A 15,628-nucleotide genomic window follows, 5' to 3' on the forward strand; every position below is an offset into this window, starting at 1 on the left:
TCATAGGGGCCCTGCTGGCGTACACCGCGTCCTCGCTGCACAAGGACATGGAAGGCTATTGACCTCATCCGTGCGGGGCGCATACTGCGCCCATGTTCATCGGCCACTTCGCAGTTGGCTTCGCCGCCAAGCGCATTGCGCCGCGCCTGTCGCTGGGCACCGCGTTCATGGCGGCGCAGTTCATCGACCTGCTGTGGCCCACCCTGCTGTTGCTGGGGCTGGAATCGGTGCGCATCGCGCCCGGCGCCACGGCCGTCACGCCCTTCGTCTTCGAGCATTACCCGTTCTCCCATAGCCTCGTCGCGGTGCTGGGCTGGGCCGTGCTGCTCGGTGTCGGCGTGGGTGCGGCGCGCCGCAGCGCCCGGGTTGGCGGCGTGGTCGCCGCGCTGGTCTTGAGCCACTGGTTCCTGGACGCCATCGTCCATGCGCCGGACCTGCCATTGGCCCCCGGTTTCGAAACGCTGGTGGGATTCGGGCTCTGGAATTCGTTGTCCGCCACCCTCGCGGTGGAGGTTCCGCTGTTCGCCATCGGCGTCTGGCTCTACGCAAGCAGCACGCGGGCGACGGACCGCACCGGACGCTTCGCGTTGATCGGCCTGGTGGCATTCCTTGCCGTCATCTACGTCGGCAACCTGTTCGGTCCGCCGCCTTCCTCGGTGCGCGACATTGCCGTGCTCGGGCACGCGCAGTGGCTGCTGGTGCTGTGGGGCTACTGGGTCGATGCGCACCGGCGGGCGGTGGAGGCACGCGAGCCGATGCCGATTCAGCCCTTGCCGGCGAGCCGCTCCAGCTCCTGAACCTGCCAGACGAACTCCGGCTCGAAGCTCGCGCGGTCGTTGACGGCATACCCGCCGTACGCGTACACGCTGGCGTACGCGGCATAGTCCGCGGCTTCCAGGGCCCGGCCGGCCAAGGCGTTCGCCACGGCATAGGTTGCCGACACGGCCGCGTGCGCCGAGCCATCGATGGAATCGGAGCCCCGGTGTCCACCGGCCACCGCCTGCATGTCCGTCGCCGCCGTCTGCAGGCTTGCATCGTCGGCGCGGCCTTCGACCCACGCCTGCAAGACGCGCAGGGCTTCCTTGGCGCGCGCGTCCTCCAGCAGGTGTTCGACCCGGCTCACGCAAGCCAGCCCGAAAGCCAGCCGCAGGCTCCGCTGCGCCGGATCCGACAGACCCGCCGCTTCGGCGGCCCGGGAGAGCGCATCGTTCACGCCATCGCTCCCGCATCGCTGATCCGTCGCATCGGCGTGACCACCCATGCCAGTGCGGCGAGCACCGCCAGCGCACCGCCGCAAACCGCGAACAGGGTGCCCAGCGTCACGTGCAGGAGCACCCAGCCAGTGACGCCGGAGGCCAGGGGCACCAGGCCCATGAAGATGAACATGAACAGGCTCATCGCCCGGCCGATCATCGCCGGCTCCACGCGCCGTTGGATCCACGTGAACACGGCGACCTGCATGAAACCGCCCAGCACGCCGATGGAAACCATCAGCAGCACCCCTTGCCACGCGGCGGTGATGCGGCCCAGCGGCATGAACAGCAAGCCGATGGCGATGTCCGCCAGCAGCACGCTGGTGCCGAGGGTGCCGATGCGCAGGCCGGGGCGGACGCCCGACAGCACCATGCCGACCAGGGTGCCGCCGCCGTGCGCGCCGATCATGAGCCCGAGCGCGGACGCGCCCAGCTCCGGCCGGCTGCTGGCCAGTACCGGCAGCGCGATGTGCAGCGGCCCCATCACGAGCAAGGCCACCGCCGCCCAATAGAGGTAGCAGGTGCGCAGCTCCGCATCGCGGCCGACGCGCCGCAGGCCGTCGGCGATGGACGTCCACAGCCCCGCGCCTTCGCGCGCCGCCGCCGGCACCGCATGGGTCCTCACGTGCGCGAGCGTCCAGGCGGAAATCGCGAAACTGGCGGCGTCGAACGCAAAGGCGATCGCGATGCCCGGCGCCCTCTGCACGGTGCCGCCGCCGTCACCGCCCAGCGCGATCAGCAGGCCGGCCGCCAGCGGCCCGACGAACATGCTCATCTGGCGCAGGCCCATCATCACGCCGTTGGCCGCGCCCAGCTGCGCGGGTTGAAGCGCATGCGGCACCATCGAGGTGCCCGACGGGATGCTGAATGCGCTGCTGATGCCGAGCGCAAATGCGAGCAGGTACAGCACCGGCAAGGAAAGGCCGCCGTACCAGGCGCCGGCCGCCAGCACCCCGAGCAGGAGCGTGTTGACGTACTTGGTGATCATCAGCACCCGCTTCGGCGAGAAGCGGTCGACCACGGCGCCACCGACCAGGATGAACAATGCCCGTGGCACGCCGATCAATGCCAGCACGATGCCCAGCGCGGCGCTGTCGCCGGTGAGGCGCAGCACCAGCCAGGGAAACGCGATCAGGGTGAATTGGTCGCCCAGCAGCGAGACCGCGCTGCCGGCCATCAGCCAACGGAAGTTGCGGTCGCGAAAGAGGGCCGCGCGGGCGGCGGGATCCGGCTTCATCCTGCGTGCGGCGGAAACTCATAGGACGCCATCGCGACGCCCATGGCGATGTCGACGAAGATCTGATCGCCGGCATCGTCACCCGCCGCGCCGGCCACCACCATCAGGGGCAGCAGGTGGTCTTCGCGCGGATGCGCGAGGCGCGCCGCCGGAGCGTCCTGCCATTGCACCAGCATGCGGTTGCGCTCCACGGGATCGGGCTGGCGGATCGCCTCGTGCAGGTAGGCCTCGAACTGTTCGGAGACCGGCATCGACGCCGGCTGCCGGAAGCCGCGCATGTTGTGGTACGTGAGGCCGCTGCCCACGATCAGCACGCCTTCGTCGCGCAATGGGGCGATGGCCTGCCCCACGCGAATGTGCTCGGCCGGGTCGTACCCGCTCTTCATCGACAGCAGGACCACCGGCACGTCCGCGTCCGGGTACATCAGCCACAGCGGCACGAAGGTGCCGTGGTCGAAGCCGCGCTGCGGGTCTTCCAGGCAGGGCATGCCGGCCCGCGTGATCAGTTCCTTGACGCGCGCGGCCAGCGCAGGCGATCCCGGGGCGGGGTACTGCAGCTTGTAGGTGTGCTCGGGAAAGCCGGTGTAGTCGTAGTCCATCGGCGGCTTCTCGGCCGTCGACACCGAGAACTCCAGCGCCTCCCAGTGGCCGGTGATCATCAGGACGGCCTTCGGCCTGGCCGGCAGGCGCTGCGGCAGCGCCGCGAACTCGCGGGCCGTCTTGGCAAAGATCTCCTTCATGCCGTCGACCCACGGCCACGGCCCGCCTCCGTGCGAGACGAAGATGACGGGAAGGCGTGGGGTGGCGGGCATGGCGGGGCTCCTGCGGGAGCCTCATTCTCGCTGGCTGCCGTCAGGCCTGCCAGATCTGCTGCATCGTGGCCTCGAAGCTTGCGGGGTCGCCGCTGTCAGCCACCTCGCGGCCAGCCACGAAGGTGCGCAGCATGTTTGCGCCGGGCGAGGAGAAGACCAGGGCATCGAGCAGATGACCTGCGGGAATGCCGGCCAGCGAAGAGGCGTGCGCGTCCAGCACCACGAAGTCCGCGCGTTGCCCGACGGCGATGCCCGCCATCGCCACGCCCGACGCCGGCGTGCCCCCATGGAGCGCGCCCTCCAGCAGGACAGCCGCGGTGCTTTCGCGCTGCGCGCAGCGGCTTGCCACGTTGCGCTGGCGCAGCACGAAGCGCTGCGAATATTCCAGCAGGCGCAGTTCCTCCGTCCAGCTGCGGCAGACGTGGCTGTCCGAGCCGATCGACCAGCGCCCGCCCACGCCCAGCCAGGTCGGCAGGTCGAACACCCCGTCGCCGAGGTTGGCCTCCGTGCTGGGACACAGCACGATCGAGGCGCCGGTGCCCTGCAGGGCGCGCAGCTCCGAAGCGCTGGCTTGCGTCGCATGCACCAGGTTCCAGCTTGCGTCCAGCTCGACGTGCTCCAGCAGCCATTCGACCGGCCGGCGGCCGTGGTGCGCAACGCAGTCGTCCACCTCCTGCTGCTGTTCCGCGATATGGATGTGCACCGGCAGGCCTGCCGCGCGCGCGGCGTCCGCGATTTCGCGCACTGCGCCTTCGTCCACGGCCCGCAGGGAATGCAGGGCCACGCCCGCGGTGATGCGCGGGCTGGTCGCGCCGACCTTGCGCACGGTCTCCGCGATGCGAAGCACGGATTCGGGCGTGGACGCAAAGCGGCGCTGGTCGTCGCGCAGGCCGGAGGCGCCGAAGCCGGAGCGCATGTACAGCGTGGGCAGCAGCGTCAGGCCGATGCCGGTCTTCTGTGCGGCGCGCACCAGCGCGAGCGACATCTCGGCCGGGTCCGCGTACGCCTCGCCGCCTGCGTCGTTGTGCAGGTAGTGGAACTCACACACCTGCGTGTAGCCCGCGCGCAGGAGCTCGGCGTAGAGAAAGGTGGCGACGGCTTCCAGCTGCGCCGGCGCGATGCGCAGCGCAGCGGCATACATGCGATCGCGCCAGCTCCAGAAGTCGTCGTGGCCGGCGGCGCTGCGTTCCGTCAGGCCCGCGATGGCGCGCTGGAAGGCATGGCTGTGGGCGTTGACGACGCCGGGCAGCACTGCCCCGTCCAGGATCTCGGCCCCGACGCGGTCCGCACTGCAATCCGGCCGCAGCTGCATCCAGCTGCCGTGGGCATCGACCTCCAGCAGCACGTCGCACGCCCACGCGCCGTCGATCCAGGCACGCTCGGCGAAGAACTTCGGGCCGTCAGCCATACAGCCGGGCGCAGGCGTGCATCGCCGCCTCCACCATCTCGCGCACCACCGGTTGGATGCGGGCCGCGCGCTCGGCTTCGTAGTTCCAGGGTGGGGCTTCGCGCATGTACAGGTACTGGCACATCTCCAGTTGCACGGCATGCACGTTCTGCGCCGGCTTGCCGTAGTGGCGCGTGATGTAGCCGCCCTTGAAGCGGCCGTTGAGGACGTGCGTGACTTCCGGGTGCCGCGCCGCGGCCTGCACGACGGCCTCCGCGATGGATGCGTCGGCGCTGCTGCCGGCGGCGGTGCCGATGTTCAGGTCAGGCAGCCGCCCCGCGAACAGCCACGGGATCTCGGCGCGGATGCTGTGCGCATCCCACAGCAGCGCGTAACCGTGTCGGGCCTTGATCCGGTCCAGTTCGTCGCGCAGGGCCTGGTGATAGGGCGCCCACCAGGTCGCGCGGCGGCGCAGTTGTTCCTCTGCCGACAGCAGGAAGCCTTCGCGGTACAAGGGATCGCCGGTGAAGAAGCGGCTGGGACACAGTTCGGTGTTCGAGGCGCCCGGATACATCGGCGCGTCGTCCGGCGGCCGGTTCAGGTCAATGACGTAGCGCGCCACCGCGGGTTGCAGCACGCTGGCGCCCAACCCCTGGGCGAAGTCGTACAGGCGGTCGAGGTGCCAGTCGGCGTCCTCCACTGCCAGCGCGCGCTCGACGTAGTCGCCGCGCAGGGCATCCGGAATGTCGGTCCCCATGTGGGGGATGCTCACGAGCAGCGGCGCGCTGCCGCGGTGCAGGCTGAAACTCATCGCAACTGTCCTTCGACAAAGGTGGCACGGCACGGGTTGCTGCCGAAGGCATACGCCAGTTCGGCCGGGCGTGCCGCCTCCCACAGCACGAAGTCGGCGCGCAGCCCTGGCGCCAGCACGCCGCGGTCGGTGAGACCCAGCGCCTTCGCTGCGTTGCGCGTCACGCCGGCCAGCGCCTCCTCCGGCGTCAAGCGGAACAACGTGCAGGCCATGTTCAGCATCAGCAGCAGGGACGTGCAGGGCGAGCTGCCCGGATTGCAGTCGGTCGAGATGGCGATCGGCACGCGGTGCTCCCGCAGCAGCGCGACCGGCGGCAGCCGGGTTTCACGCAGGAAGTAAAAGGCGCCGGGCAGCAGCACGGCGACCGTTCCCGCACCGGCCATCGCGCGAGCGCCGCTTTCACGCAACCACTCCAGGTGGTCGCAGCTCAAGGCGCCGAACGATGCGGCCAGTTCGGCGCCGGCGCTGTCGCTCAGCTGCTCGGCGTGCAACTTCACCGGCAGGCCCAGCGCGGCCGCGGCATCGAACACCCGGCGTGTTTGCGCGGGGCTGAAGGCGATGGTTTCGCAAAAGGCGTCGACTGCATCGACCAGGCCCTGGGCGTGCAGCAGCGGGAGCATGCGGCAGACCTCCGCGATGTAGTCGTCACCCCGCTCCTTGAACTCCGGCGGCAGCGCATGGGCGCCGAGGAAGGTGGTGCGCACCGACACGCGCTCGAGCTGTGCGAGGCGGCGGGCCACGCGCAGGCACTTCGCCTCTGCGTCCTGCGACAGCCCGTAGCCGGACTTGATCTCCACCGTCGTCACCCCTTCGGACAGGAGCGCGCGCAGGCGTGGCTGCGACTGGCGCAGCAGGTCGTCCTCGTCGGCTTCCCGCGTCGCCTTGACCGTGGAGACGATGCCGCCGCCGGCGCGCGCGATCTGCTCGTACGTTGCGCCGTTCAATCGCGCCTCGAACTCACCGGCGCGGTCGCCGCCGTACACCAGGTGCGTGTGACAGTCGACCAGGCCGGGGGTGATGAGCGCGCCTCGCGCATCGTGTTCGGTCGCGCCCGTGCGCAGTGCGGGGGGAAGGTTCGCCCGCGGCCCCACCCACGCGATGCGGCCGCCTTCCACCGCCAGCGCGGCGTCCTCGATCAAGCCGTAGGACGCGGGCGCTTCGGCGGCCAGTGTCGCCACGCGGGCATTCGTCCAGAGCTGCACGCTCATCGCGAGACCTCCATCCAGAGTGCGTTGTCCGTTTCGACGATGCACTGGGTCGACGTGCCCGCCAACCGCCAGGCCAGGTGGTACGCGGGAACGTCCGTCGCCTCGCCCTCCGTCACGACGGTCGCCGGGACGTCGTGAGCATAGAGCGCCAGCAGCCGCTGTGCCTGCAGGTTCATGTGGGTGCGGCCGCGCACGCGGCGAAGCTGGGCGCGACCCGGCGGCGCCATCAGGTTGAAGTCGCGCGTGGCGCCCGCCGTCAGCCTGCAATGGACCGCGGCCGCACCGTCGAACCGCAACGGCTCGCTGGCGGACGCCAATCGGTGTTCCTCTGCGTCGATGCGCAGGATGACGCCCTCGCCGGCGAGCACCGCAAACCAACGCTCGACGCCCTCGAAGCGCGAGAACGGACCGTCCGACTGCACGTCGGCGACGGACATGCGCACGCGCCAGTCGGCGGCGTCCGGCCAGGCAAGCAGCTCGCGGGTGACGCCGCCGCCGTTGCGCCAGGGTTGGGGCGCTGTCGCCTCGAGGGAAACCAGCTGCCAGCTCATGCCTGGAACTCCCCGCTGAAGCTGTAGCGCGTGCCGGGATAGAGCTGGCGCGCAATGCTCGCGACGTTGCCGCCGCTGACGGTGCGGCGCATCATGACCAGGCAGGGCTCGGTGGTGCGGATGTCCAGCGCCTTCGCCTCCTCCGCCGACGGCAGGCAAGCTTCGATCGTGTAGCTGGCTTCCGTCAGCGGTGCGTTGCGCAGCAGGTGCAGCGTGGGCGACTCGCGCGTGAAATCGGTGGCCAGGTAGTCCGGCGCTGCCTGCGGATTGACGTACCGGTCTTCGAACAGGATCGGCACGCCGTTTTCCAGGTGCACCAGCACGCTGTGGAACACGCGCGAGCCCTTGCGCAGCTTCAGCGAATCCGCGACTTCCGGGCCCGCCTTCTCCTGCTCGACCTTGAGCACGCGGGTGCCGTGCACATGCCCGCGCCGGGTGACTTCTTCATGGATGTCGCGGATGACGAGCTGGGACGAGATACGGTGCAGCTGCGCCACGCGGGTCCCCGAACCCTGGACCCGTGTGACCAGCCCTTCCGTGGCGAGCTCGCGCAGGGCGCGGTTGGCCGTCATGCGGCTGATGGCGAAGCGCTCCACCAGGGCCGCCTCGCTCGGCACCACGTCGCCGGGACGCCATTGCCCGCTGGCGATGTGCTGGCGGATCCAGCCCTTCACCTGCTCGTACGCAGGCCCGTTTCCTGCATGCGGCCGATCGGCGGTTTCTCTTGCCATGGCGCGGGAGCTTACCCCAGTTGACACGGCTTGTATAGACAACTATGCTGCCTTCCCATCGCGCTTGTATAGACAACTCTCACCCCCGGGGAGCCCTCCATGTCCGACCTCTCGCAAGCCCCCTTCCTGGCCGCCGGCCCGCGTCCCGTCCGCGCCCCGCGAGGCGCGCAGCTCAGTTGCGCCAACTGGCAGATCGAGGCAGCCTACCGCATGATCCAGAACAACCTGGACCCGGCGGTCGCGGAGAACCCCGACGAACTGGTGGTGTACGGCGGCATCGGCAAGGCCGCGCGCAACTGGCCCGCGTTCGAGGCGATCCTGGCCACGCTCAAGCGCATGCGGCCGGACGAGACGCTGCTCATCCAGTCCGGCAAGCCGGTCGGCGTGTTCCGCACGCACGCCGGCGCACCACGGGTGCTGCTGGCCAACTCCAACCTGGTGCCGAAGTGGGCCACGTGGGAGCACTTCAGCGAACTCGACCGCAAGGGCCTGATGATGTACGGCCAGATGACGGCCGGCAGCTGGATCTACATCGGCACGCAAGGCATCGTGCAGGGCACTTACGAGACGTTCGCGGAGGCGGGCCGGCAGCACTTCGGCGGCGACCTCGCCGGCCGCTGGGTGTTGACGGCGGGGCTCGGGGGCATGGGCGGCGCGCAGCCGCTGGCCGCGTCGTTCGCGGGCGCCTGCTCGCTCAACATCGAGTGCCAGCAGTCGCGCATCGACTTCCGCCTGCGCACGAAGTACCTGGACAAGCAGGCCAAGGACCTGGACGAAGCGCTCGCGTTGATCCGGCATCACACCGCTCGCAAGGAGGCCGTGTCCGTCGGCCTGTGCGGCAACGCCGCGGAGATCGTCCCGGAACTGGCGCGCCGCGCGCAAGCGGGCGGCCCCCGGCCGGACATGGTGACGGACCAGACTTCGGCCCACGACATCATCAACGGCTACCTGCCCGCCGGCTGGAGCGTGCAGCAATGGCAGGCCGCGCAGAAGGATCCGTCGCAGCACGCGCGCCTGAAGCAGGCCGCAGGGGAATCGTGCGCCGTGCACGTGCGTGCGATGCTCGCTTTCCACGCCATGGGCGTACCCACCGTGGATTACGGGAACAACCTGCGCCAGGTGGCGCAGGACTTTGGCGTGGCCGATGCCTTCGCCTATCCAGGCTTCGTGCCCGCTTACATCCGCCCGCTGTTCTGTCGCGGGGTCGGGCCGTTCCGCTGGGTGGCGCTGTCGGGCGATCCGGAGGACATCCGCAAGACCGACGCGAAGATGAAGGAGCTGTTTCCGGACAATGCCCACCTGCACCGCTGGCTGGACATGGCCGGCGAGCGCATCGCCTTCCAGGGCCTGCCGGCGCGCATCTGCTGGATCGGGCTGGGCGAGCGGCACCTTGCAGGCCTGGCCTTCAACGAGATGGTCCAGTCGGGTGAACTGAAGGCGCCCATCGTGATCGGCCGCGACCACCTGGACAGCGGCTCGGTGGCGTCACCGAACCGCGAGACCGAGGCCATGCAGGATGGCAGCGATGCGGTGAGCGACTGGCCGCTGCTTAATGCGCTGCTCAACACCGCCAGCGGGGCGACCTGGGTGAGCTTCCACCATGGCGGCGGCGTCGGCATGGGGTACTCGCAGCACGCCGGGGTGGTGATCGTGTGCGACGGCACCGCGCAAGCGGCGGAGAAGATCGAGCGCGTGTTGTGGAACGACCCCGCGACCGGCGTGATGCGGCATGCGGATGCGGGCTACGACGTTGCGATTGAATGCGCGCGGGAGCACCAGTTGAATTTGCCGATGATTGGATGAGCGACGCCGGGGTGCGCTGCGCGCAACCCGGCCTACGAGCGCCGGATCGCATTGGGCGGAACGTTACCTCGTAGGTCGGGTTCGCGAAGCGACCCCGACATTCCATGCCGATGACCACCCCTGAACTCCTCGTCCCCGGCGGACTTACGTTCGCCCAGCTGCGCCGCCTGGTCGACACGCCCGACCTCACGGTGAAGCTCGATCCGTCGTGCCGCGCCGCCGTGCGAGCGAGCGCGGACCTCGTCCGTCGCGCCACCGAAGGCGACGCGCCGGTCTACGGCGTCAACACCGGATTCGGCAAGCTCGCCACCCAGCGCATCCAGCGCGAAGACCTGGCCGTGCTGCAGTTGAAGCTGCTGCGCTCGCACGCTGTCGGTGTCGGTGACGCCCTCCCGGCGCGCGTGGTCCGCCTGGTCCTGCTGCTCAAGGCGGCCAGCCTGGCGCGCGGCTACTCGGGCGTGCGCGAGGAAGTGATCGACACGCTGATCGCAATGCACAACCGCGGCGTGCTGCCGGTGATCCCGTGCCAGGGCTCCGTCGGCGCGTCGGGCGACCTCGCGCCGCTGGCCCACCTGTGCCTGCCGCTCGTAGGCGAGGGAGAAGCCTGGTTCGACGGCCAATGCCTCCCCGGTGGCCAGGCCATGGAACGGGCGGGGTTGGAGCCGTTGACGCTGGGCCCCAAGGAAGGCCTGGCCCTGATCAACGGCACGCAGGTGTCCACCGCCCTCGCGCTCGACGCGCTGATTGCCGCCGACCGCTTGTTCGAAGCGGCCGTCATCACCGGTGCGCTCACCCTCGACGCGGCGCGCGGCAGCGACGCCCCGTTCGATCCGCGCATCCATGCGGTGCGCGGCCAGCCAGGCCAGATCGATTGCGCGGCGGCCTACCGGGCCCTGGCGGTCGGCAGCGAGATCCGCCGCTCGCACCTGGAAGGCGACGACCGCGTGCAGGACCCGTACTGCCTGCGCTGCCAGCCCCAGGTGATGGGTGCCTGCCTGGACCAGATGCGCTACGCCACCCAGGTGCTGGTGCGCGAGGCGAACGCCGTTACCGACAACCCGCTGGTCTTCGCCGCCGAGGGATCCATGGTCTCGGGCGGCAATTTCCACGCGGAGCCGGTGGCGCTGGTGGCGGACGCGCTCGCGGTCGCCATCGCCGAGATCGGTTCCATTTCGGAGCGGCGCGTCGCCATGCTGGTGGACACCGTGGCGTCGCGTCTGCCGCCCTTCCTGACCCCGGAGCCGGGGCTCAACTCCGGCTTCATGATCGTGCACGTGACCGCCGCGGCCCTGGCGTCGGAGAACAAATCGCTGGCGCACCCGGCCAGCGTGGACAGCTTGCCAACCTCGGCCAACCAGGAGGACCATGTCAGCATGGCCACTTTCGCCGCCCGCCGCCTGCAGCCGATGCTGCGCAACACCGCGCACATCGTCGCCATCGAGCTGCTCGCGGCCGCGCAAGGCATCGAGTTCCTGCGCCCGCTGAAGAGCGCGCCGGCCCTCGAAGGCGTGCTGCGCCTGGTGCGCAGCGTGTCACCGGCCATGATGGCCGACCGCAGCCTGGCGCGCGACATGGAAGCGGTGCACCACCTGGTGGCGGCTGGCGACATCGGCCGCGCCACCGAACGGCAGATTCCCGAACTGCAGGCAGTGCGCCTGGCATGAGCCGTGCATGCCGACGATTTCTTTCACATGACGATTGGAGAGCACCCATGAAGAAGCTGTTCACCCTCACGCTGCTGGCGCTCTGCGCCGCCGCATCGCACGCGCAGGAGGTCAAGGTCTCGGTCGGCCTGTCCGGCTGGACCGGCTTCGCGCCGCTGACGCTGGCCAAGGAGGCCGGCCTCTTCAAGAAGAACGGCCTGGACGTGACGCTGCGCAAGATCCCGCAGAAGGACCGCCACCTGGCCATCGCCTCCGGTGACGTGCAATGCGCGGCGACGACGGTGGAAACCTGGATCGTCTGGAACGCCAACGGCGTCGCCACCACGCAGATCTTCCAGCTGGACAAGTCGTATGGCGCCGACGGCATGGTGGTCAAGGGCAACATCGCGAAGATCAGCGACCTGAAGGGCAAGACGGTTGCCGCCAGCGCGCCCGGCACGGCGCCGTACTTCACGATGGCCTGGATGTTGAAGAAGAACGGCCTGTCGCCCAAGGACGTGAAGGTGGTGAACCTGGAGCCGCAGGCCGCCGCCAACGCGATGATCGCCGGCACCGACGGCGTCGACGCCGCGATGACGTACGAGCCCTATCTTTCCGCGGTGCGCGCCAAGCCGGAGGCCGGCAAGATCATCGCCACCACGCTGGACTACCCGATGGTGATGGACACCTTCGGCTGCACGCCGAAGTTCCTGTCCGAAAACCCGAAGGCGGCCAAGGCGCTGGCGGACAGCTACTTCGAAGCCGTGGAAATGATCAAGCGGGAGCCGAAGAAGAGCTTCGAGATCATGGGCGCCGACGTCAAGCAGAGCGCCGAGCAATTCGAGGCCAGCCAGAAGTTCCTGCGCTGGCAGGACCGCGAGGCCAATGCGAAGTTCTTCGCCGGCGAGCACGCGACCTTCAGCAAGGAAGCGGCGGACCTGCTGCTGGAGGTCGGGATCATCAAGCAGATCCCGGACATGGCCAAGCTGGCGGACACGCGCTTCCTGAAGTGAAGCCCCTCGCACCCGTCGAGCCCACCACCCGCATCGTCCTCGGCGTCGCCTTCTTCATCGTGTTCTTCGCGGTGTGGGCGGCGGCGACCTTCGGCGGGCTGGTGTCCAAGACCTTCCTCGCGGACCCGGTGATGATGGTGCAGTCAGGTTGGACGCTGCTGATGAAGCACGGCTTCCTGTACGACATCGGGATGACGGTGTGGCGCGTGCTGGGTGGGTTCCTGATCGCGGCGGCGCTGGCCGTGCCGCTGGGCGTCTTCATGGGCGCCTACAAGCCGGTGGAGGCGTTCTTCGAGCCCTTCGTCAGTTTCGCGCGCTACCTGCCGGCGTCGGCCTTCATTCCGCTGCTGATCCTGTGGGCCGGCATCGGCGAAGCGCAGAAGCTGGCGGTGATCTTCATCGGCTCGTTCTTCCAGCTGGTGCTGATGATCGCGGTGAGCGTGGGCAACACGCGGCGTGACCTGGTGGAGGCGGCGTACACACTGGGTGCGCTCGATCGCGGCGTGGTCGCGCGCGTGCTGCTGCCTTCCAGCGCACCGGAGATCGCAGAAACGTTGCGCATGGTGCTGGGCTGGGCCTGGACCTACGTGATCGTCGCGGAACTGATCGGCGCGTCCAGCGGCATCGGCCACATGATCACGGACAGCCAGGCCTTGATGGCGACCGACCAGATCATCTTCGGCATCATCGTCATCGGCCTGATCGGCCTGGTGACGGACCTCGCCTTCAAGGCGGGCAACCGCAGGCTCTTTCCGTGGGCGCAATTGAGATGAAACGAGACATCGGCTTGCCCACGTTGCTGGTGACGGGGGTCGGCAAGACCTTCGCCGGCGGCACGGTCGCCCTGCAGGCCACCGACCTCGCGGTGCAGGAGAACGACTTCATCACCATCCTCGGTCCCTCGGGCTGCGGCAAGAGCACGCTGCTGCGCATGGTGGCCGGGCTCGACACGCCCACCGGCGGCACCATCGCGCTGGATGGCAAGCCGGTGTCCGGCCCCGGCGCCGACCGTGGCATGGTGTTCCAGAGCTACACGCTGTTCCCGTGGCTCACGGTGCTGCAGAACGTCTGCTTCGGCCTGCGCGAGAAAGGCATGCCGCTGCAGGATCAGCACGCCATCGCCCACCGCTACCTCGGCAAGGTCGGTCTCAAGGGCTTCGAGAACCACTTTCCCAAGCAGCTGTCCGGCGGGATGCAGCAGCGCACCGCGCTGGCGCGCGCGCTCGCCAACGACCCGCGCATCCTGCTGATGGACGAGCCCTTCGGCGCGCTGGACCACCAGACCCGCGAGCTGATGCAGGAGCTGCTGCTCGGCATCTGGGAGGACGACCGCAAGACGGTGCTGTTCGTCACCCACGACATCGACGAAGCCATCTTCATGGCCAACCGCGTGGTGGTGATGAGCGCGCGGCCCGGCCGCATCAAGTGCGACATCCCCGTGGAACTGCCGCATCCGCGGCACTATGCGATGAAGACGACGCCCGCATTCACCGAGTTGAAGGCGCGTCTGACGGAGGAAATTCGCGTGGAAGTGCAGCGCGCTGCCGGCCTGCTGCCCGCCTGACGACTGTATGCATTTGCATCTTGCCCGGCCGCGGGGCAGGGTCTCCAATGCATCAGCCAGGGAGCCGACAGACGACGGGGAGCGCTGACATGCACTTCGCGGTCAAGTTCGTGGGTGCCGCCTTGGCGGCCGTGCTGGTTCTGGCTGGTTGCGGTGGCGGGGATTCCGAAGGTCCGGAAGCGGAGGCCGCGGCGTTCCTGGAAGACGCCGACCCGGAGCAGGCTGCCGAGATGCGGGCGCTGATGGCGCAGGGCCCGGTCGCCGCGGCGAGCTGCAGGGCCGGACGCCCTTGCCGCCTGGCCGGCTCCGTCGTGGCGAAAGGCCGCGCGGACTTCACGATGCCTGGCTGTTCCACCTTGACCTCCACAGTCTCCGGCGGCGCGATCGTCAACGCCAGCTTCATCGGCAGCCTCCAGCGTGCCGGTCGGTACAACGTGCGCGTCAGCACCGGCACCTTCAGGATCACCACGAAAACCTCCGCCATGACCTGCCAGGTGCCTGGCTCTCCACCGATCACCGTTCCAGCCCCGCTGCCCACCACGGTCTTCATGCCTGCCAGGGTGGGAAACGTCGTCGTGACATCGGACGGCCACCGACTCACCGTGGTGGACACCCTTCTCGGGGCGCCGCCGCCGGGATGCACGGGCGGCAACCGCTTCACCGGAACCGTCATCGGGCTCTCCAATCCGATGGTCACGCTGACGGGGACGATGACCTGCAACATCGCGGGCGCGACCGCGACGGTCACCCACACAGTGAAGCTGGTCGGAGCGCCCTGACCTGGAGCGTCACGAGGCGCGGATGAAGTCCCGGATCGCGTCCAGGAACATCTCCGGCGCCTGCAGTTGCGGCACATGCGCGCAGCCGGCCAGCACCTTCAGCTGTGCATCGGGCAAACTCGCGGCCAGTTCGTGCGACATCGGCGGTGGCGTGGCCTCGTCGGTTTCGCCCACCAGCACCAGGGTGGGGGTCTTCATCTTCGCCAGCTCGCCGCGCAGGTCCAGCGCGGCCAGGTTCAGGCACGCGGTGCGGAAGGTCCGCGGATCGAGCGCGACGAAGCGCTCCCTGCGCTGCGCGATGAGTTCAGGATGCTGCGCTTGATACTCGGGCGAAAAGAGCCTGCGCATCGCGACGTCCGCGATGGCGGAGAGCCCGCCCTTCTGCGCCGCATCGGCCATGCCGCGGAACGCCGCACGCCCCGGCTCGCTGAAGGCCGCGCCGCAGTCGGCGAGCACCAGGCGCTGCGCGATGCCGGGGTGGCGGATCGCAGTCATGAGCGCAACGAATCCACCGTAGCCGTTGCCCAGCAGGATGGGCTGCTGCTGCAGCTCGAGCGCGCCAATGGCTTCGGCGACACGGTCGGCCACGGCGTCGAGGCCGCCTTCGACGAAATCAGAGTCCGCGAAACCGGGCAGGTCGAATGCGATCACTTGGTGCGTCTTGCACAGCGGGCCCGCCACGCGGTCGAAGCTGGTGCGATCCGCCAGCAACGAGTGCAACAGCACCAGCGGTTGGCCCACGCCCGCGATGTGGACGCCGATGCGGCCGGAAGGAAGCGCCAGGTCCGTCTGCCTGAAGGAGATCGCTGCGGAGGAATCGTTCATCAGGTGCCCTG

The 15,628-nt window shown here is 69.2% G+C and carries 15 protein-coding genes and 1 pseudogene; 7 read left to right on the forward strand and 9 right to left on the reverse strand.

What is annotated here, in order from left to right:
* Positions 1-92 precede the first annotated feature (92 nt).
* On the forward strand, positions 93-797 hold the full coding sequence (locus WG902_RS21975) for a hypothetical protein (protein ID WP_340062346.1): 705 nt from the start codon (positions 93-95) through the stop codon (positions 795-797).
* Here WG902_RS21975 and WG902_RS21980 read toward each other — a convergent pair.
* Genes WG902_RS21980 through hutC form a run of 8 tightly spaced genes read right to left on the reverse strand, consistent with a single transcriptional unit; the run spans position 764 to position 7,990 of the window.
* Positions 764-1,213: a putative immunity protein gene (locus tag WG902_RS21980; RefSeq protein ID WP_340062347.1), complete on the reverse strand. Its 450-nt coding sequence runs from the start codon at positions 1,211-1,213 to the stop codon at positions 764-766. The genes WG902_RS21975 and WG902_RS21980 overlap by 34 nt on opposite strands.
* On the reverse strand, positions 1,210-2,490 hold the full coding sequence (locus WG902_RS21985; protein WP_340062348.1) for an MFS transporter: 1,281 nt from the start codon (positions 2,488-2,490) through the stop codon (positions 1,210-1,212). The genes WG902_RS21980 and WG902_RS21985 overlap by 4 nt, the downstream gene beginning before the upstream one ends.
* On the reverse strand, positions 2,487-3,302 hold the full coding sequence (locus WG902_RS21990) for a DODA-type extradiol aromatic ring-opening family dioxygenase (protein ID WP_340062349.1): 816 nt from the start codon (positions 3,300-3,302) through the stop codon (positions 2,487-2,489). Before WG902_RS21990 ends, WG902_RS21985 begins: the two co-directional genes overlap by 4 nt.
* Before the next feature lie 40 nt (positions 3,303-3,342).
* The gene (locus WG902_RS21995) at positions 3,343-4,710 is read right to left on the reverse strand and encodes a formimidoylglutamate deiminase (protein ID WP_340062350.1); all 1,368 of its coding nucleotides are present in this window, start codon (positions 4,708-4,710) and stop codon (positions 3,343-3,345) included.
* A complete protein-coding gene (hutG, locus tag WG902_RS22000; protein ID WP_340062351.1) occupies positions 4,703-5,500 on the reverse strand; it encodes an N-formylglutamate deformylase in 798 nt (265 codons plus the stop codon). The genes WG902_RS21995 and hutG overlap by 8 nt, the downstream gene beginning before the upstream one ends.
* Positions 5,497-6,708, reverse strand: coding sequence for an imidazolonepropionase (hutI, locus tag WG902_RS22005; protein WP_340062352.1), 1,212 nt, complete (start codon positions 6,706-6,708; stop codon positions 5,497-5,499). Before hutI ends, hutG begins: the two co-directional genes overlap by 4 nt.
* Positions 6,705-7,259 (reverse strand): HutD/Ves family protein, encoded by a 555-nt coding sequence (locus WG902_RS22010; RefSeq protein ID WP_340062353.1) that lies wholly within the window; start codon positions 7,257-7,259, stop codon positions 6,705-6,707. Before WG902_RS22010 ends, hutI begins: the two co-directional genes overlap by 4 nt.
* A complete protein-coding gene (gene hutC / locus WG902_RS22015) occupies positions 7,256-7,990 on the reverse strand; it encodes a histidine utilization repressor (protein ID WP_340062354.1) in 735 nt (244 codons plus the stop codon). Before hutC ends, WG902_RS22010 begins: the two co-directional genes overlap by 4 nt.
* A 99-nt stretch (positions 7,991-8,089) precedes the next feature.
* Here hutC and hutU point away from each other — a divergent pair, with 99 nt between their 5' ends.
* The 6 genes and pseudogenes from hutU (at position 8,090) to WG902_RS22045 (ending at position 14,792) form a co-directional block, all read left to right on the forward strand.
* Complete coding sequence (gene hutU, locus WG902_RS22020) at positions 8,090-9,793, forward strand: urocanate hydratase (protein ID WP_340062355.1); 1,704 nt, start codon at positions 8,090-8,092, stop codon at positions 9,791-9,793.
* A 110-nt stretch (positions 9,794-9,903) separates the two neighbouring features.
* Positions 9,904-11,457, forward strand: a complete 1,554-nt coding sequence (gene hutH, locus WG902_RS22025) for a histidine ammonia-lyase (RefSeq protein WP_340062356.1) — start codon at positions 9,904-9,906, stop codon at positions 11,455-11,457.
* A 47-nt stretch (positions 11,458-11,504) separates the two neighbouring features.
* Entirely contained in the window at positions 11,505-12,449 is a 945-nt protein-coding gene (locus WG902_RS22030) for an ABC transporter substrate-binding protein (RefSeq protein ID WP_340062357.1), read from the forward strand.
* Positions 12,440-13,222: pseudogene (locus WG902_RS22035) on the forward strand (ABC transporter permease); the annotation flags it as partial. The gene WG902_RS22030 and the pseudogene WG902_RS22035, both read left to right, overlap by 10 nt.
* Positions 13,219-14,013 carry an ABC transporter ATP-binding protein gene (locus tag WG902_RS22040; protein ID WP_340062358.1) on the forward strand — a complete coding sequence of 265 codons (795 nt, stop codon included), beginning with the start codon at positions 13,219-13,221 and terminating at the stop codon, positions 14,011-14,013. The pseudogene WG902_RS22035 and the gene WG902_RS22040, both read left to right, overlap by 4 nt.
* A gap of 89 nt (positions 14,014-14,102) precedes the next feature.
* Positions 14,103-14,792, forward strand: coding sequence for a hypothetical protein (locus tag WG902_RS22045; protein WP_340062359.1), 690 nt, complete (start codon positions 14,103-14,105; stop codon positions 14,790-14,792).
* Positions 14,793-14,801: 9 nt separating this feature from the next.
* Here the strand turns inward: WG902_RS22045 and WG902_RS22050 are convergent, their stop codons facing one another.
* Positions 14,802-15,617, reverse strand: coding sequence for an alpha/beta fold hydrolase (locus WG902_RS22050; protein ID WP_340062360.1), 816 nt, complete (start codon positions 15,615-15,617; stop codon positions 14,802-14,804).
* Positions 15,618-15,628: the final 11 nt, after the last annotated feature.

The sequence above is a fragment of the Ramlibacter sp. PS3R-8 genome (assembly GCF_037572435.1).
Classification (GTDB): Bacteria; Pseudomonadota; Gammaproteobacteria; order Burkholderiales; family Burkholderiaceae_C; genus Ramlibacter.